Genomic DNA, 22,394 nt, shown 5'->3' on the forward strand with positions numbered 1-22,394 from the left:
ACAAACTAAGGAACCGGAGTCGCCTCTACAACGGTCCGGATCAAAGATTCTACATTCAATTCTTCTGAAATTGCTTCGAAGGTGAGTAGTATTCTATGTCTTAATATTTCCACAAGAGACATTTTTACGTCTTCCGGAGTCACGTACGTCCTGCCGCTCAAAAGGGCATTTGCTTTAGAACTTTTTAATATACTTAAAGAAGCTCTCGGAGAAGCCCCGTGTCGGATATACGGAATGAGTTCCGGAATGGTCCTTTCCTCCGGTCTTGTATTTCGAACCAATCGAACGATGTAGGACTTGATCTTTTCTTCGATGAATACTTCGTCGAGCATAGAAGATAGCCGTAAAATTTCGGAGGAAGAAACGGTTTTTTTGATCTTTCCGTTTGCCGAGCTTAGTTTTCCGTGTTGATCCAAAATGGAAACTTCCTCTTCCAAAGTGGGGTAATCTACGTTGATCTTCATCAAAAATCGGTCCATCTGAGCTTCGGGAAGTGGATAGGTTCCGTCCTGATCGATCGGATTCTGAGTTGCGATTACTAAAAACGGTTTATCTAGTTTATAAGTTTTGTCTCCAATCGTAACGGTCTTTTCTTCCATACTTTCTAGAAGAGCAGACTGAACCTTAGCCGGGGCTCTATTGATTTCGTCCGCGAGTAAAACTCCGGTAAACACTGGTCCCTTTCTAGTTTCAAATTCTGTAGTTTTTGGATTGAACACTACTGTTCCGACAAGATCGGCAGGTAAAAGATCCGGTGTAAATTGAATTCTTTTGAAATTTAAATCCAGCGCACTTGCAAGTGATCTTGCAAGTAATGTTTTTGCGAGTCCGGGCATCCCTTCCAAAAGTACATGCCCTTGACAGATCAGACAAACCAATACGTTTCGAATAACCTCATCCTGTCCTGTAATTTCTTTTCCCAGCTCTTGTTTAAGAGTTTCCAGTTTAATCCTGGCGTCTTCCAGTGTTTCTTTTTCCATAAGGTAAGAATTCGATAACCTAAGATCTGCTTCAAGCGAATTCAGAGATCTAAGAACAGTGTCACCACGATGTAGCTCCTACAGAAGACAGAACTGCAACACAAAATTTCCCAGCGATACCAATCCATTATATCTTAATTTTTTAAAATATAGATCCGCTACTTATTTTTCGAAGGGGAAGATTTGATCCTTTAGTCATTAATTTTGTGTCATTTTTTTGCATCCCAATTGCCGGAACTATTATTACCTCGGTAAGTGCCTGAAATCGATCTGCCTTCTAAAACTCCTATGTATCTTTGAGAAAATGGAACGTTGCTACCTATCTCGGAACATTTTATACCTACACAAGAACGAACGAATTGGATTTGATTTCCTTTCGTAAAAACTCCATTCAAAAATTCTGATTTTCCTTTTCCCCAGTTTGAGAATTTTAGAACCCCGTAGAGTTTTCCGTTTTTTCCGCCAAAAAATTGAAGGGTTCCTTTGTGAGGACCTACGTTCAATTGATATGTGCCTACGAATAATTTATCGTTTGCGGAAAGTTCGGCAGAGTCGGAAGATTTTTCTTCAGCTATAAATTCTATCTTTTCGATTAGATCCGTCTGAATTTCCTGATCCGGTTCGGTGATTTTTAAAACCTTAGAATCTATAGAAACCAATATACCTTGCGTAAAAGATCCGTTATACGTCACCTTTGCGGTTCTTTGAATCCCCGAACCACAGTTTCTCAAATAAAAACCCAAAATAAAAAACAAAATCGCTGTGGGGATAAAAATCACCAAGTCTCGTTTCCAAAAGGATCGAAAAGAATTTTCAGTGTTCATACGACATTTATCGGTAAGTTCTAAAAAAACGTTCTCCCCTAAAATCCGGTTTTTGTTTTAGGAAATTTTTATCAAGAGATTACTGGAAAGCCTAAAACTAGGAACTACTGTATTTTTAGGTTTTAGTCGGAACTATATACAGAGCAACCAATCCAATAATTTAACGTGAGTAGGACGTAAGAAATCATGATTCTGAAAAAAGTGAAATCTGAACTTTATAAATCGATTCCTTAAATGTGGGAACTACCACGATTTAAAAAAGAAGTTTATAACTGTCGTATTCAAGTGTGGGAACTCATACTTTTAGAAAAATCTTTCTCAACTGAACTCACATTAAAACGAATTTTAATGATGGTCGCAAAACAGCGGTTTTGTGCAAAAATTGGATTGGACAATGATTCTTTTTGTATTTTATAGTAGTTCCCACAATTTTCAAAGTTTAATTGGTATTTGTAAGAGTTCCCACAGATTCAGTCGCATTACAAATATTTATTTTTTACGAAAAACAGATATACCGAAGTCACATAATTAAATGAGAATATATAAATTCTTGAATATAAAAAGCTCTCAAATACAATAAGACGGTTGTTTAGAAAACGCCTTTGAACTTAAAAAAAATAAGACGTTTTCTAAACTAAATCGTCGATTGGTTATTTACAACCCTGCATCTCCCCCATTCTTTTGTTTTCGTTTCCGTTGATGTAATATACTTTTCCAGAACCAACCGTCCAACAGCCGTTTTTCTTATTCGTTCCGATCATGATGGCCCCCTCTCCGATTTTAGAACCGTTGTCGTCGTATTCGATTGCCTTAGAATCGCTTACGATTTCGAATTGTTTTTTACCATCCTTATAATACGTAAACGGAATGTCTGGTTTATAGCTCGCTTTGAGTTCGTTTGTAGCCTCGTCTATGTTCATAATCGAAAACTGAAGTTTTCCTTTTCCGATCAACTGTCCTTCTTTGTTATACGCTTCGGCGGAGGACATCATAAACTCGTTCATCATCTCGCCTTTATAGGCGGGATTTCCATTGCTCCAGTTGAATTTCCAAACTCCTTTCCGAGTATGTTCTCTCTGGCCTTCTGCAAATACATTTCCATTTTTATAATATTCTTTCCAATAACCGGAACGAAGCGCTTTTTTTTCTTTCGGATCTTTTTCTTTTTCGGTTCCGGGTTCTAACTTAGGTTTGTAACCTCCTTCCATCTGAATTGAACCGTTGTCATAATAGGTTTTCCAAGTGCCAGTCTTCAGATCGTCTTTGTAAGAACCTTCACTTTGAACCGTACTTCCGTCCTTATGATAAGAAGTTTCCTGACCTTGTTTCAAGCCGTTGGAATAGTTAGAAATTTTTTTCTTAGCGCCGTTCTGACCGGGGTCCGCATAATATTCCGTCCAAAGACCATCTTTTAGATCATCCTTGTAAGAACCTTCTTCGTCCATTAAACCTTCGTTATTCTTTTTCCAATAAGGTCCGTTTTTTTTATCAGCTTTATAAGTAATACTCTCTGTTTGAACGCCATCTCTTTTGAATTTTTTTTCTTCTCCTTCTTTTACACCACCTACGTAAGGAGTGTCACGCAGAACCTCACCGGTTTCGTAAAGAGTTTTCCAAGAACCTTCTCTTTTATCATCCTTATATTCACCGGTTCGAATCAGAACAGAAACTTTCTTTTTCGTAGCGGAATCTTCTTTTTCCTGATATTCTTTCCAAGTTCCGTTCTTTTTAAACTTTTTGATTTGATCCGGTTTTAAACCGTCCAACTGTTCGGGGGAACAAGGTTTACCACTACAATCAGTGACAACCGGACCTTCCGCTTTCATGTTGAAAGTTTCTTTATACTTTTCCACACGAATATTTGGAGGAAGAATTTGAACTTCTAAATCTTTACCTTTGTTTTCCACATTGGGAGTGGAGTTACAATAAGAAATCGCAATCGCAAAAATAGCCAAACAAAATCGTTTCATCATTATTCCTTAAAAGTTTGAAAACTTCTCACAAACGTAAAAAAATAGAATTCAAAAGTCAAGAAAATCCGAAGTCACAAACGAAAGTGATCCATTTATAAAACTATAAGAGGCTTTACGAAAATCATACCCAAAAAACCGTACATTCTTACAAAAATGTAGAATCACACTATTCTACTGATCTCTATAAAATTGAGTACCTTTAATTTTATCACAAAACACTGATCCCATACAAAATAATAGGTACTATATTATATAGTTATGAGTCAGAGAGTTCAAAGACTTTAGTTACTTCGATCGCCCTAGAGAGTTCGACGGCTTTAGTTTGAGAAAGTATTCTTGAGTTCCCTCGCATCGACCCTTTCGCATTAATTCACGTTATTTATGCGTCCGAGTAATATCGGTTAAGAATCTCATATTTTAACTTTTATTCAAAACTGAAACCGTGGATTGATTCTACTTAACGTGAGCAGGGCGTAACGCGAAAGGGATCGATGCGGGGTCAATAAATTGAATCTAAAGACGATTGTTGTATTATGTTTCCTGTATGCAATTTATTGACCAGAGCTAAGAGCCCGGTCCGGCTGCCTGTGGCAAGCCGGATTCGCCCCGGTTTTCTTATGTCGAACTCACGTTACTTAGAACTACGTAATAAAATACTTATTTAATAGTTTAAACTTTAATCATGTGAATTTAGGAAAAAGAGAATCTTGGCAAATTAAAAACTCAGGTGCAACAATTTTCTAAACTCAACAAAACTCTTCTCTTTTAACTTACCACAACCCAGTGACGACTATACTCAGTAAAATCGCTTCCGCGAACAGAAGCTCATACTTTTAGAAATTCAATTTTTATTTTGGATCTAAATAGTAATGAAGCAAAATAAATCGAATAAAAGGACGATAACAATCCAAAGAGATATGTCCGCTGTCTGCGTAAGAATTACAAGCGTAGTAAGGATCTTTACTCATATCGATAAGAGGAACTTTCCAATCGTCATGAATCGGTTTTATTCTCTGCAACCAAGTTTCAGGAATTTTTAATTCCTCTAAAACCTTTTCCATAGGAGGAGAAACCCCAGGCTTTACGAATAAGATCCTTAGATTTTCTTCTCTTTGTAGTATAAAAATTTTCTTATAAAATTCATACTGCATTGGAGAAGGAGCATAAGAAGGATAGATCCAACCGATCGTTTTACGTGCAGACTCTTGAATTTTACCAAAATCTTTTTCCACATAAGCGCCCGCCGGAGAGATTGCATTTCCTTTATCAGACTTTAGAGTGGCGATCGTCATCGTTTTTAGCAATTCACCCATTGCAGAATTTTCGTTTTTGAAACGTTTGATAACGTTTCCTATATAAGGTTTATTGTAACTAACTCCGAAAAGAAAATTCGCAAAGTAATAATTCACGTTTTCTTTTCCAAAAGTCCATGCATATTTTAGAATGAAGATAGGATCAAAACTATTTGCTAAATTCGATTTTTTGAATGTAGTGCTGTTCTTATTAAACTGAAACGGATCCGTTTCTATCACGATCAGATCGGGATAAACCCCTCCGTCTTTTACGAGTTTTTCGAGAAAGTATAAATAATAAGCCGGAGTAGTAACCGCGGAAGAAAGATTATAAATATCCCAATCCGGATAAAACGCCAAAAGATCTGAATTTTGAAAATAGAGCATTCTAGAAGATCCCATAAGGATCATTAGCTTTTTCTTCTTTTCGGGGTTTTTAGTATATTCTCCGTTGGGACCATATTTGGAAACGATCTCTTTGAGAAGTTCCTTTTTGACGTCGTAATAGATATAAGTAAATTCTTGTTTTACGTAATCCCGAACCTGGTCCAAAAAGAAAAGTTTATCGAACAAAAAAATCGCAAAAAATAATAGAACTGGGTACCAAAGAAACGGTTTTGATTTCAAGAGATTCTCCAGGTCATAAAATTATACTTTTTGCAACTAAAAATTTTTTGAAACTCATTGTAGGAACTACTACATAGGATTCGACTTCTATTTTTAAAATGTGGGAACTCACATAAAATTATATTCAACTGTAAAATCCTGGTCCATCAATCACTTTCTCTCAGTTACAACAATGAGTTTCGTAAAACCAGACGTTTTTACCTCGCAGAGATCAGTTCTAACAAAGGACGTTCTGGCAAGAAGAGATTGGAGTTTGAAACAAATCACAAAAAAAGAGCCGGTAGGAACACCGGCTCAAATTTTATAGAAAGTGAAAGAATGTCTTAGGCAGTCACCATATCTTTCTGAAAGAATTGTCTGCGTTTCTTTTGCAACTCGGCAAACCATTCTTCCGCGTGTTTATGATAGGCAACCAAACGTTTTACATACATTCTTCTTTCAGGCATCAAAACTCTTCTCGCTTCATGAATGATTTCTTCCACGATCTTAGTATGAAACGTAAAGTGGCTGGAAAAAAGATTGAAGTAATCTCTATCCGAAGTCTCCCAAGGTCTGGAAGTGATGTCCACAAAATATTGTTCTAACTGTCCTATATCAAAATCAAAATCTGATTCGTAAGGAGAATTGACAACCGCAATCGCATCAGTAAGATCAGTGAGGGTTTGAAAGTAAGTCTCTAATTCAGGTAGTTCCACAGGTAAAAATCACCTTTTCCTAATAGGTTCTTTTTACCATCCTTTTAAGAGGCCTTAGGCGTTCAAGATTTTTTCAAATAGTCCTTCAAATGTTTTCCCTCTTCCTCCCAACCTTCAGAGGCAGCTTCTACCCATACGTCATACTTATCTCCAAGCGGATAACCTGAATTTGTAACTATCAATTTAGAGGAATCTTCACCTAAAGAATGAAATTCCAATTTTAATTCTATTTCTCCCGCAGGATGATCTTGCCAAAGTAGTATCAATTCTTTAAAAGGAATTATCTTTTTATAAATACCGTTAGTCGTAAGATCTCCTTCCATTCCGAGTCTCCAAGTCCAAGCAAAATTCGCCCCTTCTTTAGGACGACCAGTCACCTTATCTGCAAGCCAGTGAATCAATTCTTCGTTTACGGTAACCGCATTCCAGACCCTCATAAGAGGATAATCAAATTGAAATTCTTTGACAATACTTCTCGTTTCCATGCTTTCCTTCTAGTGAAAATCTTTATAAAGTTTTTTGAATAGAGTTCTTTCTAAAAATGCGGGTGCAAAATTTCTCAGCCATTTTAGAAAAAAACCGGAACTGTCCATGATGACCAATCTAGATTCTGGATCTTCTACAGAATCGATCATCTTAGACGCGACTTCTTCGGGAGATTTAATCTTGTTATTAGGATGTTGAGATTCGTTCAAAACGTTTCCGTCTCCGTCCAAACCGGAAGAACGTAGTTTTGTTTTAGTATAAGGAGGACAAAAAATGATAAACGACAAACCTTCTTCGGAAAGTTCGATCCTTGCCGCTTCTAAAGCAGAGTGTAACGCGGACTTAGAAGAAGAATAAGCGCTTCTTCCTGGAATCCCGTAGAGCCCGCTTACAGTAGACGTAGCGATTACAGAGCCTCGATTCAGTTTGATCTGAGGTAATAATCTTTGAATGAGATAAATAGGACCGAAAAAATTAATATCGAAGGTTTTGCGAAAAGTTTCAATCCGAGTAGAATCAAAACGAGAATGAGTTGTAATACCAGCGTTTGCAAATAAAACGTCTATCCCTCTATAATCTTTAGAAATTTTTTTAACCGCTTTGTCTATTTCCTTCTCGGAACTTAAATCAGTAGAAATATGAATCAAATCGGCGGCGATACCTTTTTTTTGTTTTAAAAGATTCGGTTCAGTTCTAGAAAGATTGATCAAAGTACAATCTAATTTAGATAGAATCCCTAAAATCGCCTCGCCGATTCCAGAAGAACCACCAGTTAATACAATCGTTTTACCCGACCAAAATGAAGGATTCATATCACGGAGCATTCTCAACGTAAGAAAGAAGGATTCAAGGATTTTTTCAAGCGAAAAGAAGAACATTCCGTTACCTCCTCCAGCATAAAACGCCTTCCTTGTTTTCACTGAAAAAAGAAAAACAGAATCATGGAAAAGACTCTGTTTATCAAATATAAGATTGATGAAATGCAAACAAATCTATTTTATAGAATTGTTATTAACCGACTCAAAAAACTCCGTTTTTAATTTCTAAAAACTATGAAAAAATATAAAATCCAAATTCTTCTATTTTCGTTGATGATCTCAATCGCAGGTCTTTTAATATTTTATAAACTGAATCTGAACGAGATTCCGAATCCTATCGATTCAAAAAATCAAACCGAATCAGAGATACAAAAAGTATGGATCCAATTTGCAAATTCAATTCTTACAGACGATCTCAAAGAAACAAAAAGGCTCTCTACGAATTGCATTTATTGTCCGGAGTGTTTGACCAATACTCCGGAAGAAGAATCCCGATTGGAGAAATATCAGGATTCGAATTATGATAAATTGTATTCCGATCTTTCCTATATATCAATTGATACCTTTTTGGAAAAAGACAAGCCCCTATTCTTAAATGCCGAGATAAAAACAAAACTCTTAAATCCAAACAACTATAAAATCGATTTGGAAGATCCAATTCCAGATCGATTCAATCGTCCTTGCATTCTCTCAAAAGAAGAATTTAATACTACAAAGGTCTATGCTGTTTTAGTAACCGTTCAAAAACCAACTTCCAATTCAGAAGGGGATCTGCAGAGGAAATTTACTTTTATTCGAACTAAAAAAGGATTACGATTTTGTGAGTATTTAAGCATTCCTTAAATCTTTTTTTTCGAATTTATGTTTGTTCAGACAAAGTATTTTATCATTAAAATTTTTGGAAAAGACCTCCGCCTAATAAACTTTTACCGCAAATTGTTTTCTAAAATCGTAAAAATAATCAGCTTGAAACGATTCAGATGGTTCATTCTTAAAATTCGATTTTTATATTGACATTCGTATGTATTTTGATACAGATCGGTTTATGGCCGCGCAAGCATCCGACAAAAGAATCACCGCCAATCTCCCCGAAAAACTTTTAAAAGAGGCTAGGAACGTTACCGGAAAAGGTATTACCGAAACAATTGTGATCGGGCTCGAATTGATTCGAAGAAGCAGAGCTTATGATAAAGCCCAAAACTTAAAAGGTAAGATCAAAATAGAAATCGATTTGGATGTAAGTCGTGAGCGCCCTCGTAATTGATACTTCTAGTTTTATCAGTTATTTTTCCCAGGGAAACGAACACATAGACGAGGCGCTCAAAGAAGGAAGGGCCTATCTTTCTCCGGTAGTAGCCGCGGAACTTTTAAGCGGAATCCGTTCTAAATCAGATCAAGAACGAATGAAGGATTTTTTAGAAGATCTTCCCCTCTGTGGAAACGAAATACAATCCTGGTTCCAAGTCGGGCTTCTCAGATCCAAACTCTATTCTAAAGGACTTTCCGTTTCCGTTGCGGACGCACATATTTGCCAGTGCGCTCTCGAATTGAAAGCGCATCTAATTACGGAAGATAAAATTTTTTCGAAGATTTCAAAACTCATATCCTTGAAGTTAATTCACTAAACAAAGTCGAACGTAGGAAGGATAGAAAGAAGACTAACTCACAAAAAAAGATCACCGTTAAAATATCTAATTTTCATATTCAACCGTTATTCGCGCTGATCTCGTCTTGGATTACTCTTGCCTCTGCACGAAATGCGATATAAGACCAAACCCAGGTGATTAAAATCGTAATCTTATTTTTAAATCCCACCTGATAAAACAAATGAACAAAAAGCCAAGCCAACCAACCGAATAGACCTTTCATCTTCAAAATTCCCACCTGAGCGACCGCGTCCGTTCTACCAATCGTAGCCATAGAACCTTTATCTATATAATGAAATGGTTTTCGTTTTTTATTTTTTAGATCGTTTTGAATCAAAGAAGCGACGTATCTTCCCTGTTGCATTGCAACGGGAGAAACCCCCGGCAACGGACGTTCTAAACCTTTAGAATAACTGGCGATGTCCCCGATTACAAAAACTTCGGAGTGACCTTCGATGTTGCAAAACTCGTCCACGATCACCCTACCTCCTCGGTCCAAAGTAGTGCCTAACGTGGATGCGATACTATTGGCCTGGACTCCTGCCGCCCAGATCACAGTTTGGGTAGGAATCATTTTTCCTTCGAGTTGAACCCCTTGTTCGTTAATATCAATCACTCTGGTGCCGGTCAAAACCTCCACTCCCCTTCTCTCCAGACGTTTTTTTGTAAACTCCCCTAAAGAAGGATCAAAGGTCATCAGTAATCTAGGAGAAGCTTCTATCAAAGTAATCTTAGATAAAGCGGGGTCAATCTTATGAAATTCATCTCGAATGATCTGATGGGAAAGTTCTGCGATAGAACCCGCGAGTTCCACTCCAGTCGGGCCACCGCCTATAATCACGTAATTTAAAAGAGACTTAACCACTTCCGGATCGCCGGATAACTCGGCTTTTTCGAACGAGATCAAAAGTTTATGACGAATTTTTAATGCGTCCTTTAGATTTTTAAGACCTATCGTGTATTTTTCCCAGTGATCGTTTCCGAAATAACTGGACTTAGCGCCTGCGGATAATATTAGATAATCATAATTTGTTGAAGTATTTTGATAATAAACCGTTTTTGTCTTGGGATCTATTTTAGTCGCTTCCCCCAATACCACGGTCACGTTTTTACTTTCTCCTACCAATGAACGTGTAGGAATTGCTATATCCGCCGGGCTTAAAACTGCGGTAGCCACTTGATACAGAAGCGGCTGAAATAGGTGGTGATTTTTTTTATCGATTACCGTAATGTCTAAATTGTCATTTTGAGATAGTTGTTTAACGGCCTGTAAACCGCCAAACCCCGCGCCTATAACGACTACTTTCTTTTGATTGGATTCACCCATTTGTGAATATTCTCTCCCGCTTCTTGATTTAGGTTTTTAAATCCAACTTTCTAGAAAGCAGGAATTCAAGAAAGTCTTCTGCGGCATCCGAAACAATATTTTGTACTTCTTCAAAGTCCTTCAAAGTTCCGTAATACGGATCTGGAACCTCGGAATCTTTTTTTGAATCTTTTTGAAAAAACCGAAACAACTGTACCTTTTTTCTTTCCTCATCCGAAGACGCGAGAGATAAAACGTCTTTCTGATTGGACTTATCCATCGTCAGAATGTAGTCGAATTCCTTAAAGTCTTCTCTTCTAAACTGTCTCGCTCTATGAGTCAGTTCGATTCCTTTTTTTCGAGCGACCTGTCTAGTTCTAGGATCAGGAAGTTCTCCGATATGATATCTAGAAGTTCCACAAGAATCTACGAGGAAGGAAGATTCTAAATTTCTTTTTTGAATCAGATCTAAAAAGGCTCCTTCTGCGGCAGGAGATCTGCAAATATTTCCAAGACAAACGAATAAAACCCGGATGAGGTTTTTACCTTTCGGATTCTGTTTTTCAAAGGGTAAATTTATTTCAGACTGATCTTCGACCATAAAAATTCTGGAATGTGTTTCATAAGATAACCCAGGAAAACCCATGGGAACCAAGGAACTGTAGCCGATAAAACTTTGTTTTCAATTCTTTTAAATATTTTTTGCGCACCTCGTTCTACTGAAATTACAAAAGGGCGAGACTTCATCCGATTGTTGATCGGAGTATCTATAAATCCGGGATGAATTACGCTGACAAAGATCCCATATCGTTTTACTTCTCCTCTAAGTGCTTCCATATAAACGGACAATCCCGCCTTGGAAGAAGAATAACTGGCAGAACCAGGAAGTCCTCTAAACGAGGCGACAGAAGAGATCGCTACAATTTGACCCGATTTCTGTTTTTGAAAAATCGGAAGAACCGCTTCTACACCCGCCATAGCACCAATCAAATTGGTCTCAATCACTGCACGATCCGCTTCAAAACTTCTTCCTCCAAATGAAGAAGTAGTTGAAATGCCCGCATTTAAAACGATCAGATCTAAACCTCCTAGCTCCTTGACCAATTTAGGAATGACCTTAAAATTTTGGTCCGTATCAGATACATCCAAAGTAGCGAAAAGAATTTTACCCTTCGCTCCGGAAGATTTCAATTCTTCTACAATTTTTTTGAGAACGTCCTTTCGTCTGGCCGTAAGGGCTACGTTGGCTCCAGTTCGCGCGTAGAGTTTGGCCAACTCCTTTCCTATTCCGGAACTTGCACCTGTAATGATCACGTTTTTCATAGAAGACAACTTAACTTAGAATTGTAACCCGCTTCAAACATTAATTTCAAGGAAAATCCATTTATTTAATTCTTCTGTAAATACAAAGTTTTATAATTATAGATATACGCCTAATTTGCGTTAGGTTAATAACAAACGAATTTTTAAATGTTACTCTTCCAGTTTTGAACCAAGGATTTCATCCGTATGCGCCAAACGATCCGCAAGAATCCGAACCATCTTGGCAGAAAAATCCGGGTTTTTAACTAGAAATCTTTCTAGCTGTTGCCTACTTTCTATCACGGCAAGTCTACAATCTAAAATTGCTTTTGCGGTCGCGGTTCTAGGCATGGCACGAAACAAAGCCATTTCCCCAAAGAAATCACCTTTTTTCATGACAGCAAGACGTTGGATTGTATTTTTCCGAGTAAAAAAAACTTCGACGGAGCCGGAGAGAATTACATACATCGCGTTATTTGTATCTCCTTCTTTAAAAACGATTCCACCAGCTGGAATCTCCAACGTATTCATTTTTCAAACCGCCTAAAAGATTTACTTCCTTATCATAAAATCGCATCTTGACGTTTAAATATTAATTTTATCTTTAAAAAAAGCACACTCTTTTTATGATTTCTAACCTTTCATTACTTATAGATACATTCGGACTTTGTATACTAGTCCTAATATACATCACCTCAGAAACACCTTCTCAAATCTTACTTTCTTTTCCGAAAAAAGAAACTTCAAATAACAGAAGTCAATCCGTAGATTTCATCCGAGGACTTGCCATCACTGGAATCGTTTTTATTCATGTGAACTCGTATTATCAGTATTTTGGTCCGAACGAAAGTGCCTCTTCATTTACTCTTTTTCTTTCCAACTTATCCAGGTTTGGAGTTCCGGCGTTTATCATTTCTTCCGGGATTTTTTTAAAATTCACGAACTGGAAAGATTACTGGAAACCAAAATTAATTTCTTTTTTGATCCCCTACTTAGGTATAAGCCTTTTGGCTTCTTATATAAAATTAGGAACGTTTCCGGAATTAATAGAATTTCTCAAGGGAATTTTGCTCGGAACCTGGTGCGCTCCTTATTATTTTGTTCCTCTACTAGTTTCCTTTTATGGAATATTCCCTTTTTTGAAACTATTTATATCCAATTTAAAATCTTCAAAAGCAGTTTTGACCTTTCTTTTGATCGCTCTTGTGACAAATTTTTTATCGAATCATTTTTTTCATTACGTTGACAACCCGGTTTTAAAAACCATAGAGCCGATCTTACCCACCGGATTTTTTTTCTTTTTCGTCTTTGGTATGTTCGCCGAAAAGTGGTTTAAAGAACCTAAAAATTTTTTACTACTTTTCGAAAAGACCGGCCCTCTACCCTATTCTTTTAGTAAAATTCTTTTTTCCGGAATTTTGTTGTACTTAGTTGTAGTGGGTATTATAGGTTATTTTTGGAAATTTGATTCTTCCAATCATCTTATCTTTTATCCTCTTGTTATGTTTTTATTTTTATTTTTTTGGGCGGAAAGTTCTCAAGAAAACAACAAACATAAAAGGTTCATTTCCATTTTCGCGTTTATAGGCAAAAATAGTATGGGGATTTTTTTTCTACATCCTATACTGATTCATTGGATGCACGCCCTAAATCCTTTCGATTGGGGCGCCTGGCCTCTGATCTTTATCGTCGGCTTTTTGAACGTAATCCTTCCTCTTGTCACTTGGCTATTTTTTACGAAAACGATTCATTGGGTTCTTCAAAAAATCAAAACATTCTAATACTCTTATAAGTATTTAAGAATGTATGCCGCTAAATTAGAATTGTCAGAAAGATGTGTTTTTATAATACTCAACTATCTATTGTTATCCGATTCAGTGATTTAGAGTTAGGCGTCGCCCTCATTTAAGACGCAAGCCATCCGTGATTGGCTTAGTTATGTATTGCGAGGCTATAAGTTTATTTTTTATTCAATCTAGGATATAGTGTTGAAATTTTATTTAATTCTAAAAATATTAATTATAATATTATTTCGGAAATCAATATGAGTATAGTATCCAATATTGAGTGGACAGATTCTACTTGGAATCCAACTAGAGGTTGTTCAAAAGTTAGTGCTGGGTGTAAAAATTGTTATGCGGAAACTTTTGCTGAAAGATTTAGAGGAGTTAAAGGTCATCCATTTGAGTTTGGTTTTGATCTTAGGATAATAAAAGAAAAACTTTATGAACCTATCAAGTGGATTAGTCCAAGAAAAATATTTGTGAATTCAATGAGTGATTTGTTTCATGAAAATGTTGATGATGAATATATTTATAAAGTATTTTCGGTAATGAAGATTGCCGATTGGCACACTTATCAAGTTCTAACGAAAAGACCCGAAAGAATGAAGAAACTTTTTTCTTCAACACTGAAAGAGTTTTCTAAATGCAAGCATATCTGGTTAGGTGTCAGCGTAGAAAATAAGAAAAGTGGAATAAAAAGGATTAAAACCCTTCAACAGACAAATGTCGTAATGAGATTTTTATCCATTGAACCTTTGTTAGAAGATATTGGAAAACTTAATTTAAACAAAATTGATTGGGTTATAGTCGGTGGGGAAAGCGGCCCCCGCGCTCGTCCGATGAAAGAAGAATGGGTAATTCCAATACTTGAAAGTTGCAAAAAAGCTAAAATTCCTTTTTTCTTTAAGCAATGGGGTGGTGTTCGAAAACATGAGACTGGGCGCACCTTAAAGGGAAGAATATATAATGGATTTCCAAAAATTGAATCTAAAAAAGCTCCTGTCCGGCAAGTTATCGTAGATAAACTTAAGGCTGCAGCATCCTTTATTTAAGAACAATTTATGCATTTAATTAGCAAAGATAATAAAACTTCTTGGTCATCTGATCGGACTAAATATCCAATCATTGAGCCACATACAAAGGAAAAACATTTAATTTTAGAAAGTTATTTGCGGGACTGGATCATTACACTCTGCGCCAATCATCCTGGAAATTCAAGTGTTCTTACCATTGTAGATGGCTTTTGCGGTGGCGGTTTTTATCTTGATCCCGAATCTGATCAGTTCTGGGAGGGGTCTCCAATTAGAATTCTTAGGGTTGTTGAGAGCGCAATGCGTGAAGTTCGTGAAAAACGAGGTAAGCCACGTTTTATTCTCAATATAAAAGTTTTCTTTATAGATAATGAAGATCAGCATACTGAATGTTTAAAAGGTTATCTCAATAGCTTGGAGGATAATGATAAATTCGTTAAATTTCATTATCAAATAATAACAAAAGAATTTTCTGATGTACTTGATTATTGTTTAGACGATATAAAAAAAAGAGGGGGCAGTTCTTTCTTCTTTGTTGATCCTTTTGGCTATACCCAATTTAGCATGTTAGATATACAAAAAATTATGTCTTTGAATAAAAGCGAAATACTACTAACTTTTATGATAGATTTTATTCGAAGATTTTTAAGTAATAGAGAGGATAGTCTTAAGAGTTTTGATAACCGACTTGATGCAAAAGGTTATTTTTTGAAAGCTAATATTGATGGAATAGATACACTGCCACAACAGGCCTATTTGAGAGATGAAACATTAAGGTTATTCCGTGATAAAGGTAATGTTAGGTATGTGTATACTTTTGGAATGCTGAAAACTTCAACAATAGTAACATATTATTTAATTCATTTTGCGAATCATCGCCGCGCTCAAGAAGTTATTAAAGATACCCTTTGGCGCTACAACAATATTGATTTAAGCTATCAGTTTTCATACGGCATATATGGATTAGGGTTTAGGACTCCAGAATATTTTGAAGAGTCACTGCGATTATTTGATATAAAATCAGAAAACCATAAACAATGCGTTATTGATATGCAGAAAGGAATTATTCCTCTAATTTATGAACATAAGGATGGGGTCAGATTTCGCGATTTAGTGGATTTAACTATTCAAATGAACCCGGCCAACCTAGAAATTTATAAGGACTTTATTGTTAAATCTAGAGAAGATATGGAGTTAAAGGTAAAAAGAAATGGTAAGGATTCTAAAGCAAGGCATTTGAAACCTGATGATATTATTATAAAGTCTAATGATAAGCAATATTTTCTTTTTCCTGATATGAAGCAGTTTTATATCAAATGAATAAATTTTAATCTGCTTGTCACAGTTCTTACAATCGTAAACGTAAAAATCGCCCACCCGAACGCTTTGTGATCAGGTGGTTGAATAACCGCTCATGAATTCACTCTGGAGTCAACATCGTATCGCGATCACACTCGGGGCTACGACTTTTTCTCTTAGATCATTTGTCACTGGAACGTTTCGATTTCCCACTTGGTTTCCTGAACAGAACCTTCTCTTTCGGAAGGAGAAGAGATATCTCCATCGAAAACGAACTTTGAAATTGATTCATCCTCTAAGACGAATCGATCCTTGTGAATTTCAAAGTATTGGAAATTCGCACCCCGATAGGATTGTGCCAAAAGATATCGATTTTTTTCCAGGGGAAGAAAATCAAAATCCGAATTGGAAACCGAAAAGCAATCCAAAATCTTCGATTCTCGAACCAAACACAGCTCCCTAACTTCCAGGGTAGTCTCGTTTGAAAAAGCGGAATGCAGAATCATTTTTGTACGGACATCGACAGAATGATCCATAAGCGATCGAATGAAAAATTCAGGATAGGCAGTTGTCCGTAGTTTGATTTGTTTTTTCAATTCCGGATTCAAATCGGATCGTGTTATTTGCGAATCCGACCGAGTCAACTTCCGCCCTTCGTTCGGGAACCAATCCTCCCAAGCGTCGATTCTTCTAACCTCGTATAACGTGCGTTTGGTTAGAATAGGCCTATTTTTAAGTAAAATTTCCGCTTCCGCAACCCGAATCCATTGTCTACACGCCTCACAAGTGGAAAACGTATCCCGATACCAAATCCGGATGATACGAATAGTCCGACCCTCGATCTCTATGAAAAAAGAAAGATCCTTATTTCCGGAAGCGGTAAATATTTTTCTAGAATCGAGATCGATCTTTTGGCAGGAATAAACGAATGAGCCAAACAAAATCATCAATAAAGCGGAATTCCCAATCCAATTCTTTCACATTATAAACCGTCGAATTCCTCAATGAATAAAATAAAATTTAAGGCTTTCAATAATTCCAGAATTTTTTCGAAATCGAGACGTACTATTTCAGCGATCTTTGTTTAATACGATCAAATCTTTTTTGTAAGGACTCAGCAAAGGACCCTCGTGAAAGGACTGAATGTTTACCCCGAGATACAACGCTACGCCGGAATATTTAAGAACGTTCGCTTTTTCTTTCTTTTGTGCGAATAATCGCGCCAGGTTAAAGGCAAGAGCATCAACGGAGATTTTCTCGGGAACCAATTTAAGGGCTTGAAGTTCGTCTTCTTTCATCTGCGTTTTAATGGCAAGTTTTACCGCAGAGTTAGAGATTGTCTGGCTTAAATTAATCATTAAGGAATTTTCCGAAAGAGGCACCAAGGACTGCCATTCACTTACATAAATCTTTAACAATGTTCGACAACTCTGTTGTCGAGGTCATAAAAGTTGTTCAAATAAGTAAGAGCGCATAAAAGATCGTGTGCATTATAGTCTTGTTTCGATTGAACTTAACGGCACTCCGAATGAGAGAAATAAACGATTCAAGATCCAGATCAACATAGGGGTTGAAGCCTCGTATGGATTTCAAAATATCGTTTTCAGATTTTTTTTGTGGATTCGATCGAATGTATTTTTCGAGATTCTCTTTTTTGTCACGGTAAAATTGCAACGCTTCGTCGAATGATAATCCCATTTCGCCAAAATATCTTCAACGTGTTCCTCATCTTTTCCCTGTTTCAGGATTTCCAGCGCCTCCTCGCACGCGGAGATTTCTTTCATTAGGATTTCCGTATCACTGGAGTTCAATTTATCTTCCATTTTTTAAACAAGTTTCTCCCTTTGGGATGATCGCTTTCATAGCCCACATTCTATTTAAAGATCCGGCCTACAATCGTAAAGTTCAAGACGGATTTCGATTTTTCCGGATCGAAAAGAGACGCAAATTTAACTACGAATCCTTTTAATATTACCATTAAAAAGTAATTTAACGTGAGTTCGGCGTAAGAAAAATTTTCTAAAAATATGAGTCCTTATAATTTTAGAATTTATTCGTAAAATCGTGATTTGAGAGAGTTCCCACATTGAAAAAATCGATCTGTAAAGTTCAGATTCCAACTTCCAAAATCGCGAGTTCCTTAACACTGAACTCACTTTAATTTAAGATTATCGTTTGTAAAATAATACTCTTTGGGCTCATGAAAACGGTCCAAAATTAATAGATAATTAGAGTTGTTGAAAAATTCCATAGTGAAAATTCGTAAAATTGCTTCAATTGTTCATTCAATCCAATACAAACAGATCAAGAATTAATTTTTCAACAACTCTATTCTACAAAAATATAGAAGTTCTCAAAAATTATATCTAATTCTGAATTGTTGTTTTTTTGAAAAAGACTTCATATTCTACTTTTAAAACAAGCTCATCATAGTGCTCTTTTCATAGATTCCGAGCAGCAAACGTATTTCTAAAATTAACACTCAAGTCGATAGAGTTATCGGAAATAAATTTTCATTTCGTTGAAATGGGAAATTGAAGCGGTTTTGTTAAATTTCACTATTAAATTTTTCGACAACTCTAATATTAATTACTATCATTCAAATTTAGAAATGAGAACGAGTGGGGCTGGATTCTCAAAGGAACTTCCTTAAGACGGAACCATTAGAGCATTATAAATCCCTTAAGTAGATTTTTTAAAGCTCTACATCCCATTTGAGAATTCTTTCTGAAAAGTCACGCCGGAATCTCGAACTTGTTTCAGAGCTTCTCCATAACCTGCCAAAATTTTGAGTGCAAAATCGATTCGCCTTCTAATATAAGTATCTTCTTGACTTACGGGTTCGGGGCCATTAAGAACGTGTTCCGCATCTCTAACGATAATATGTTCGGGAATGTAACAGAGCCTGGTATTTTTATAACTGCTCATCCTAAGTTCGGCAATTGGATAGGCCCCTCCCCTACTCGCGGAAACCGCACATATCAAAACCGGTTTGTGACCAAGTAGAGTAGAGTTACAATAGAGAAGGAAGTTTTTTAGGCCGGGAGAGGCCATACCGGAATATTCCGGAGTTACAAAAACAAAAGCCTCCGCGTTTTTAAGTTCGGCTTCTATCGGTTTCCAAATCCTATCCCAAAACTCCCCACCTTCCCAAAAGGAATCATCCCAAACCGGAAGTTTATGATTTCCTAAATCAAGAATCCAACTCTGATGACCTAAAGATTCAAGTTTATTTCCTACCCAATTTGCGACCTTAACCGACTGTGAAATTTTTCTATGAGGACCGGCTATAATAGCGAACTTCATGTTTTCTCCATTTAAAGAATTTAATTAAAAATCATTTTAAAATAGTTATTTATCGTTTTTTCTAAAACCATAGCAGACTTTGGCTTTCGAAGTGTTTTTTTAATCTTTGATTCCGTATTTCTTTTTTAAAGAAGAAAGTTCTTTTAAAAATTTTTCCCTCTGTTGTGAAGAAAGTTTCCCGATCTGTAAAACGATCTTAGACTGAACCAATTTACGGGATGAAATGATTTCACCCCCCCTGCCTTCTTTTTGTTTTAAGAGTGCTTCCAGGTTTTTTACAGAAGTATCCTTTCCGGACTTAATCAGATCCGCCACCGATTTCTGATCGAGCCTCGCAATGGAACTCAATTGTTTTACGTATCTTTCGGTAAAACCTAAAATTTTAGAAACTTCTTCCGCCGTTTTTCTTTTTTCTTTTCTCAAAAATTGAATCGCACGTCCTACTTCCCAGGGGTTTAGGCTTTTTCTTTTTTCATTTTCCGCGAGAGCCATTTCAAAACATCTGTCTTCGGATGCCGAGGTTTCAATCGCAGGAATTGTATTCCATTTAAGAATTTTTGCAGCCTGGTATCTTCTTTCTCCCGCGACAATCTGATACTTTTTTCCGGACTTTCGGACTACGATCGGCTCGATCAATCCCAAGCGTTTCATAGATTCCACAAGATCGGAAACTTCTTCTTTTCCAAAAATCCTAGGCTGGGATGGATTGGGCACTATATCGGAAAGTTGTATTTCCGCTTTAGAAGATTCTTTTTCTCCAAAAGCGGTAAGAAGATCCATTCCCGCAAAATCAGATCGTTTAGCCATTTGAAATCCTCTCCATTAATTCCTCCGCTAAAGAAGAAAACATCTGCATAGCTTTGTTGTCGTATTCTCCCAAAAGTTTTTTCTTGGCCTGAGCCTGCGGAATCGATTCTCTTCTATAGACAACGGTATCAAAAACTTCAAAATATTTTCGAATGGCGTCCGCAAGTCCCGCAAGAGCACGCGCGTCTTCATACTGATTTAGAACGGCCCCCAAAAGATTGAGCGATGGATTTGCTTTTTTTTTAATTTTTAAAATTGTAGAATGTAAATCCTTTAGACCTTGAACGCTAAAAGCTCGTGTTTGAATCGGTATCAATACGTGATCGGCGGCGATCAAAGCATTTTCTAAAATCAGACCCAACGAGGGCGGACAATCTATGATAATATATTTATAACTAGAACGAACCGGTTTAAGCGCGTCTTTCAAAAGTTCAAAATCGTCCCTTTCATACGGAGTTGTAAAATTGGCCAGATGGATGGAAGAAGGTAATAAATCCAAATCCGGGGCGAGCCTAATCAACAATTCTTTTACTGGAATCTGATTCTCTCCCTTATAACCCAAAGAATGAAACACGGAATTTTCCACGGCACCAAAAAAAAGTTGAGTGATATTGGCCTGAGCGTCCCAGTCCACGAGGAGCACGGGTGCTGACTTAGAAAGCGCCTCCGCCAAACATACCGAAACCGTGGTTTTACCTTCTCCTCCTTTTTGGTTGGAAACTGCGATGATAGAGGAATCGTAGGTTTGTTTTTCGGTTTTTTGAAAATATTTTTCTATTACTTCACGATCAAATTTTCCTTTTCCGGCAGTCGGAATTTTCCATTCCTTCACCTTGGATAAGAATTCATCTTCCGAGGAAATTTCAAACTCATCTAAAATCTGTCTGATTGTTAGATTTTTAGAATTCATGAACCTTTAGTCTCTCCAGATCAATTTCATTTAGACAGATATACTCTGTCAAATCAAACTATGTCGCATCGATTTCAAAAACACTAAAAACTGTATTGCGTGGGTAGGGTAGGGCGGGTTAATCTGTCTTGATCCGTCAATTCAATCTTTCGGGGTGAAATGATTGCACCCCAGAATTGTCGGTAATTTAAACTTAGATAATAAACCTATGAAAATAAAACAAACTTCCTTTCTAATTTTAGCTTTACACTTTTTTTCGTTTTCACCGATTTACTCTCAAATCTCCACTTCGAACTCGGATGAAACTACCAAACCTTTTTCTACAAAAGAAAAACCCATTATAGCCGAAGAAACTTTTTTTAAAAAACTGATACGACAGTCTTCTTTTACAATACTCGCCGGAAGAAACGGAGGAGACAACATTTTCGAAACCGGTACCAAATACCCAAACCTTTCCGGACTTAAAGGAGGCTCTAGAATCACGTATGCAAGAGACTTCAACTACGCCGGGTTGGGGTTTACTCTTCGTTGGGAAAAATGGGAAGCCGATCTAAATCTAAAAACCACCGGACGTTATGTAAACGCAGGAGAGGGCAGGGACGAAGATTTCTTTTTAGGAGACCCGACGGTAGAAAGAGGAACCAAAATTTCGACGAGGGAATTCTCTTATTATGACACTCCTTATACTTTTATAGGTTCTCGAAATTTTGCGGACGGGAAGGGGCGTCTATCCATGAAAAACAATAGTCAATCTCTCATCCTAAGAAGATACTTCGGAGACGGAGAAGCCGACTATAGAAAAGAAGGAAAAGGATTTTATCTTACCGGCGGATTTCAATATACGTTTATGAAATACATTCTTTATGACGTGTTTCAATTTTTCGATTCTAGTCCGGTTTTTTTAAATAGAATAGGACTGGGTCTCAGTTTTTCATATTCTACTTACGAATTTCCTTTGGGTTTAGGATATAGATATTCAAATGGAGAATGGGTTTTTGAAACTTCTTTTTCCGGAATTTTTTGGACGGGACATTTTCGGGACTTTCACTATCAAAGGGCTCTTAACTTTATCGGAGACGTTTCGGGTTTTGGAATCGACTTCAACATAGGAGCGGGAAAAATTTTCGGGAACTATCTGATGTTTCTCAAACTCAACGAACACAGACTTTTCGGTGACGGACATTTTGTTACCAAAGGTGGACTCAGTGAAAGCGACATTTTATCCCAACATCTAGGCCATTATAAAAATTATATGAATCTAAAAGAATGGAACATAGAACTGTCACTGACCGGATTTTTGTACTAAGG

General features: G+C 36.8%; 23 protein-coding genes and 1 pseudogene. 8 read left to right on the forward strand and 16 right to left on the reverse strand.

All coding sequences use genetic code 11. The annotated features are described in order from the left end of the window. Positions 1 to 5: 5 nt before the first annotated feature. The 4 genes from LEP1GSC049_RS216335 to LEP1GSC049_RS216320 form a co-directional block, all read right to left on the reverse strand. Positions 6 to 980 carry an AAA family ATPase gene (locus LEP1GSC049_RS216335; protein ID WP_004756283.1) on the reverse strand — a complete coding sequence of 325 codons (975 nt, stop codon included), beginning with the start codon at positions 978 to 980 and terminating at the stop codon, positions 6 to 8. A 209-nt stretch (positions 981 to 1,189) separates the two neighbouring features. Next, the gene (locus LEP1GSC049_RS216330; RefSeq protein WP_004756277.1) at positions 1,190 to 1,804 is read right to left on the reverse strand and encodes an LIC20036 family protein; all 615 of its coding nucleotides are present in this window, start codon (positions 1,802 to 1,804) and stop codon (positions 1,190 to 1,192) included. Between the two features lie 650 nt (positions 1,805 to 2,454). Further along, positions 2,455 to 3,774 carry an LIC20035 family adhesin gene (locus LEP1GSC049_RS216325; protein ID WP_016560698.1) on the reverse strand — a complete coding sequence of 440 codons (1,320 nt, stop codon included), beginning with the start codon at positions 3,772 to 3,774 and terminating at the stop codon, positions 2,455 to 2,457. An 851-nt stretch (positions 3,775 to 4,625) separates the two neighbouring features. Next, positions 4,626 to 5,696, reverse strand: coding sequence for a DUF1574 domain-containing protein (locus tag LEP1GSC049_RS216320; RefSeq protein ID WP_004757459.1), 1,071 nt, complete (start codon positions 5,694 to 5,696; stop codon positions 4,626 to 4,628). Between the two features lie 172 nt (positions 5,697 to 5,868). On the opposite strand from LEP1GSC049_RS216320, the gene LEP1GSC049_RS2000000228935 reads away from it, so the two are divergent. After that, positions 5,869 to 6,003 carry a hypothetical protein gene (locus LEP1GSC049_RS2000000228935; protein ID WP_269745910.1) on the forward strand — a complete coding sequence of 45 codons (135 nt, stop codon included), beginning with the start codon at positions 5,869 to 5,871 and terminating at the stop codon, positions 6,001 to 6,003. Between the two features lie 16 nt (positions 6,004 to 6,019). Here LEP1GSC049_RS2000000228935 and LEP1GSC049_RS216315 read toward each other — a convergent pair whose 3' ends face one another. The 3 genes from LEP1GSC049_RS216315 to LEP1GSC049_RS216305 form a co-directional block, all read right to left on the reverse strand. Next, positions 6,020 to 6,391 carry a hypothetical protein gene (locus tag LEP1GSC049_RS216315; RefSeq protein WP_004756380.1) on the reverse strand — a complete coding sequence of 124 codons (372 nt, stop codon included), beginning with the start codon at positions 6,389 to 6,391 and terminating at the stop codon, positions 6,020 to 6,022. Between the two features lie 62 nt (positions 6,392 to 6,453). Continuing rightward, on the reverse strand, positions 6,454 to 6,876 hold the full coding sequence (locus tag LEP1GSC049_RS216310) for an SRPBCC family protein (RefSeq protein WP_004756301.1): 423 nt from the start codon (positions 6,874 to 6,876) through the stop codon (positions 6,454 to 6,456). Between the two features lie 9 nt (positions 6,877 to 6,885). Next, the gene (locus tag LEP1GSC049_RS216305) at positions 6,886 to 7,689 is read right to left on the reverse strand and encodes an SDR family NAD(P)-dependent oxidoreductase (RefSeq protein ID WP_004757449.1); all 804 of its coding nucleotides are present in this window, start codon (positions 7,687 to 7,689) and stop codon (positions 6,886 to 6,888) included. 240 nt (positions 7,690 to 7,929) lie between these two features. Here LEP1GSC049_RS216305 and LEP1GSC049_RS216300 point away from each other — a divergent pair, with 240 nt between their 5' ends. The 3 genes from LEP1GSC049_RS216300 (at position 7,930) to LEP1GSC049_RS216290 (ending at position 9,320) form a co-directional block, all read left to right on the forward strand. Beyond that, positions 7,930 to 8,538, forward strand: coding sequence for a hypothetical protein (locus tag LEP1GSC049_RS216300; RefSeq protein ID WP_016560716.1), 609 nt, complete (start codon positions 7,930 to 7,932; stop codon positions 8,536 to 8,538). 178 nt (positions 8,539 to 8,716) lie between these two features. Then, complete coding sequence (locus LEP1GSC049_RS216295; protein WP_004767390.1) at positions 8,717 to 8,959, forward strand: hypothetical protein; 243 nt, start codon at positions 8,717 to 8,719, stop codon at positions 8,957 to 8,959. Continuing rightward, on the forward strand, positions 8,940 to 9,320 hold the full coding sequence (locus LEP1GSC049_RS216290; protein ID WP_004756211.1) for a PIN domain-containing protein: 381 nt from the start codon (positions 8,940 to 8,942) through the stop codon (positions 9,318 to 9,320). Before LEP1GSC049_RS216295 ends, LEP1GSC049_RS216290 begins: the two co-directional genes overlap by 20 nt. 79 nt (positions 9,321 to 9,399) lie before the next feature. On the opposite strand, the gene LEP1GSC049_RS216285 is transcribed toward LEP1GSC049_RS216290, so the two are convergent. The 4 genes from LEP1GSC049_RS216285 to LEP1GSC049_RS216270 form a co-directional block, all read right to left on the reverse strand. Next, positions 9,400 to 10,668, reverse strand: coding sequence for an NAD(P)/FAD-dependent oxidoreductase (locus LEP1GSC049_RS216285; protein ID WP_004756416.1), 1,269 nt, complete (start codon positions 10,666 to 10,668; stop codon positions 9,400 to 9,402). 28 nt (positions 10,669 to 10,696) lie between these two features. Beyond that, positions 10,697 to 11,248 (reverse strand): low molecular weight protein-tyrosine-phosphatase, encoded by a 552-nt coding sequence (locus tag LEP1GSC049_RS216280; RefSeq protein WP_004756179.1) that lies wholly within the window; start codon positions 11,246 to 11,248, stop codon positions 10,697 to 10,699. Beyond that, positions 11,224 to 11,970, reverse strand: coding sequence for an SDR family oxidoreductase (locus tag LEP1GSC049_RS216275; RefSeq protein ID WP_004769407.1), 747 nt, complete (start codon positions 11,968 to 11,970; stop codon positions 11,224 to 11,226). The genes LEP1GSC049_RS216280 and LEP1GSC049_RS216275 overlap by 25 nt, the downstream gene beginning before the upstream one ends. Before the next feature lie 150 nt (positions 11,971 to 12,120). Beyond that, entirely contained in the window at positions 12,121 to 12,480 is a 360-nt protein-coding gene (locus LEP1GSC049_RS216270) for a cyclic nucleotide-binding domain-containing protein (protein ID WP_001093846.1), read from the reverse strand. A 95-nt stretch (positions 12,481 to 12,575) separates the two neighbouring features. Between LEP1GSC049_RS216270 and LEP1GSC049_RS216265 the strand changes: the two genes are divergently transcribed. The 3 genes from LEP1GSC049_RS216265 (at position 12,576) to tcmP (ending at position 16,084) form a co-directional block, all read left to right on the forward strand. Then, positions 12,576 to 13,730 (forward strand): acyltransferase family protein, encoded by a 1,155-nt coding sequence (locus LEP1GSC049_RS216265; protein WP_016560717.1) that lies wholly within the window; start codon positions 12,576 to 12,578, stop codon positions 13,728 to 13,730. A gap of 263 nt (positions 13,731 to 13,993) precedes the next feature. Beyond that, entirely contained in the window at positions 13,994 to 14,785 is a 792-nt protein-coding gene (locus tag LEP1GSC049_RS216260) for a DUF5131 family protein (protein ID WP_016560739.1), read from the forward strand. A 9-nt stretch (positions 14,786 to 14,794) separates the two neighbouring features. After that, complete coding sequence (tcmP, locus tag LEP1GSC049_RS216255) at positions 14,795 to 16,084, forward strand: three-Cys-motif partner protein TcmP (RefSeq protein ID WP_016560724.1); 1,290 nt, start codon at positions 14,795 to 14,797, stop codon at positions 16,082 to 16,084. 167 nt (positions 16,085 to 16,251) lie between these two features. On the opposite strand, the gene LEP1GSC049_RS216250 is transcribed toward tcmP, so the two are convergent. The 5 genes and pseudogenes from LEP1GSC049_RS216250 to LEP1GSC049_RS216235 form a co-directional block, all read right to left on the reverse strand. After that, the gene (locus LEP1GSC049_RS216250; protein ID WP_016560747.1) at positions 16,252 to 17,010 is read right to left on the reverse strand and encodes a hypothetical protein; all 759 of its coding nucleotides are present in this window, start codon (positions 17,008 to 17,010) and stop codon (positions 16,252 to 16,254) included. 123 nt (positions 17,011 to 17,133) lie between these two features. Further along, a pseudogene (locus LEP1GSC049_RS2000000227890) lies at positions 17,134 to 17,886 on the reverse strand (hypothetical protein). A gap of 880 nt (positions 17,887 to 18,766) precedes the next feature. Next, on the reverse strand, positions 18,767 to 19,369 hold the full coding sequence (locus tag LEP1GSC049_RS216245; protein ID WP_004756285.1) for an NADPH-dependent FMN reductase: 603 nt from the start codon (positions 19,367 to 19,369) through the stop codon (positions 18,767 to 18,769). Between the two features lie 99 nt (positions 19,370 to 19,468). Next, positions 19,469 to 20,176, reverse strand: coding sequence for a ParB/RepB/Spo0J family partition protein (locus LEP1GSC049_RS216240; RefSeq protein WP_004756366.1), 708 nt, complete (start codon positions 20,174 to 20,176; stop codon positions 19,469 to 19,471). Beyond that, positions 20,169 to 21,086 (reverse strand): ParA family protein, encoded by a 918-nt coding sequence (locus LEP1GSC049_RS216235; protein ID WP_004756215.1) that lies wholly within the window; start codon positions 21,084 to 21,086, stop codon positions 20,169 to 20,171. Before LEP1GSC049_RS216235 ends, LEP1GSC049_RS216240 begins: the two co-directional genes overlap by 8 nt. A 208-nt stretch (positions 21,087 to 21,294) precedes the next feature. On the opposite strand from LEP1GSC049_RS216235, the gene LEP1GSC049_RS216230 reads away from it, so the two are divergent. Then, positions 21,295 to 22,392: a putative porin gene (locus LEP1GSC049_RS216230; protein ID WP_004756377.1), complete on the forward strand. Its 1,098-nt coding sequence runs from the start codon at positions 21,295 to 21,297 to the stop codon at positions 22,390 to 22,392. Positions 22,393 to 22,394 lie beyond the last annotated feature (2 nt).

This window comes from Leptospira kirschneri serovar Cynopteri str. 3522 CT (assembly GCF_000243695.2).
Lineage (GTDB): Bacteria > Spirochaetota > Leptospiria > Leptospirales > Leptospiraceae > Leptospira > Leptospira kirschneri.

Coding starts and splice junctions, on each gene's coding strand:
- LEP1GSC049_RS216250 (WP_016560747.1), bottom strand. CDS start 17,010: ATGATTTTGTTTGGCTCATTCGTTTATTCCTGCCAAAAGATCGATCTC.
- LEP1GSC049_RS216260 (WP_016560739.1), top strand. CDS start 13,994: ATGAGTATAGTATCCAATATTGAGTGGACAGATTCTACTTGGAATCCA.
- LEP1GSC049_RS216230 (WP_004756377.1), top strand. CDS start 21,295: ATGAAAATAAAACAAACTTCCTTTCTAATTTTAGCTTTACACTTTTTT.
- LEP1GSC049_RS216275 (WP_004769407.1), bottom strand. CDS start 11,970: ATGAAAAACGTGATCATTACAGGTGCAAGTTCCGGAATAGGAAAGGAG.
- LEP1GSC049_RS216245 (WP_004756285.1), bottom strand. CDS start 19,369: ATGAAGTTCGCTATTATAGCCGGTCCTCATAGAAAAATTTCACAGTCG.
- LEP1GSC049_RS216325 (WP_016560698.1), bottom strand. CDS start 3,774: ATGAAACGATTTTGTTTGGCTATTTTTGCGATTGCGATTTCTTATTGT.
- LEP1GSC049_RS216265 (WP_016560717.1), top strand. CDS start 12,576: ATGATTTCTAACCTTTCATTACTTATAGATACATTCGGACTTTGTATA.
- LEP1GSC049_RS216235 (WP_004756215.1), bottom strand. CDS start 21,086: ATGAATTCTAAAAATCTAACAATCAGACAGATTTTAGATGAGTTTGAA.
- LEP1GSC049_RS216330 (WP_004756277.1), bottom strand. CDS start 1,804: ATGAACACTGAAAATTCTTTTCGATCCTTTTGGAAACGAGACTTGGTG.
- LEP1GSC049_RS216300 (WP_016560716.1), top strand. CDS start 7,930: ATGAAAAAATATAAAATCCAAATTCTTCTATTTTCGTTGATGATCTCA.
- LEP1GSC049_RS216295 (WP_004767390.1), top strand. CDS start 8,717: ATGTATTTTGATACAGATCGGTTTATGGCCGCGCAAGCATCCGACAAA.
- LEP1GSC049_RS216310 (WP_004756301.1), bottom strand. CDS start 6,876: ATGGAAACGAGAAGTATTGTCAAAGAATTTCAATTTGATTATCCTCTT.
- tcmP (WP_016560724.1), top strand. CDS start 14,795: ATGCATTTAATTAGCAAAGATAATAAAACTTCTTGGTCATCTGATCGG.
- LEP1GSC049_RS216285 (WP_004756416.1), bottom strand. CDS start 10,668: ATGGGTGAATCCAATCAAAAGAAAGTAGTCGTTATAGGCGCGGGGTTT.
- LEP1GSC049_RS216270 (WP_001093846.1), bottom strand. CDS start 12,480: ATGAATACGTTGGAGATTCCAGCTGGTGGAATCGTTTTTAAAGAAGGA.
- LEP1GSC049_RS2000000228935 (WP_269745910.1), top strand. CDS start 5,869: ATGAGTTTCGTAAAACCAGACGTTTTTACCTCGCAGAGATCAGTTCTA.
- LEP1GSC049_RS216335 (WP_004756283.1), bottom strand. CDS start 980: ATGGAAAAAGAAACACTGGAAGACGCCAGGATTAAACTGGAAACTCTT.
- LEP1GSC049_RS216280 (WP_004756179.1), bottom strand. CDS start 11,248: ATGGTCGAAGATCAGTCTGAAATAAATTTACCCTTTGAAAAACAGAAT.
- LEP1GSC049_RS216305 (WP_004757449.1), bottom strand. CDS start 7,689: ATGAATCCTTCATTTTGGTCGGGTAAAACGATTGTATTAACTGGTGGT.
- LEP1GSC049_RS216240 (WP_004756366.1), bottom strand. CDS start 20,176: ATGGCTAAACGATCTGATTTTGCGGGAATGGATCTTCTTACCGCTTTT.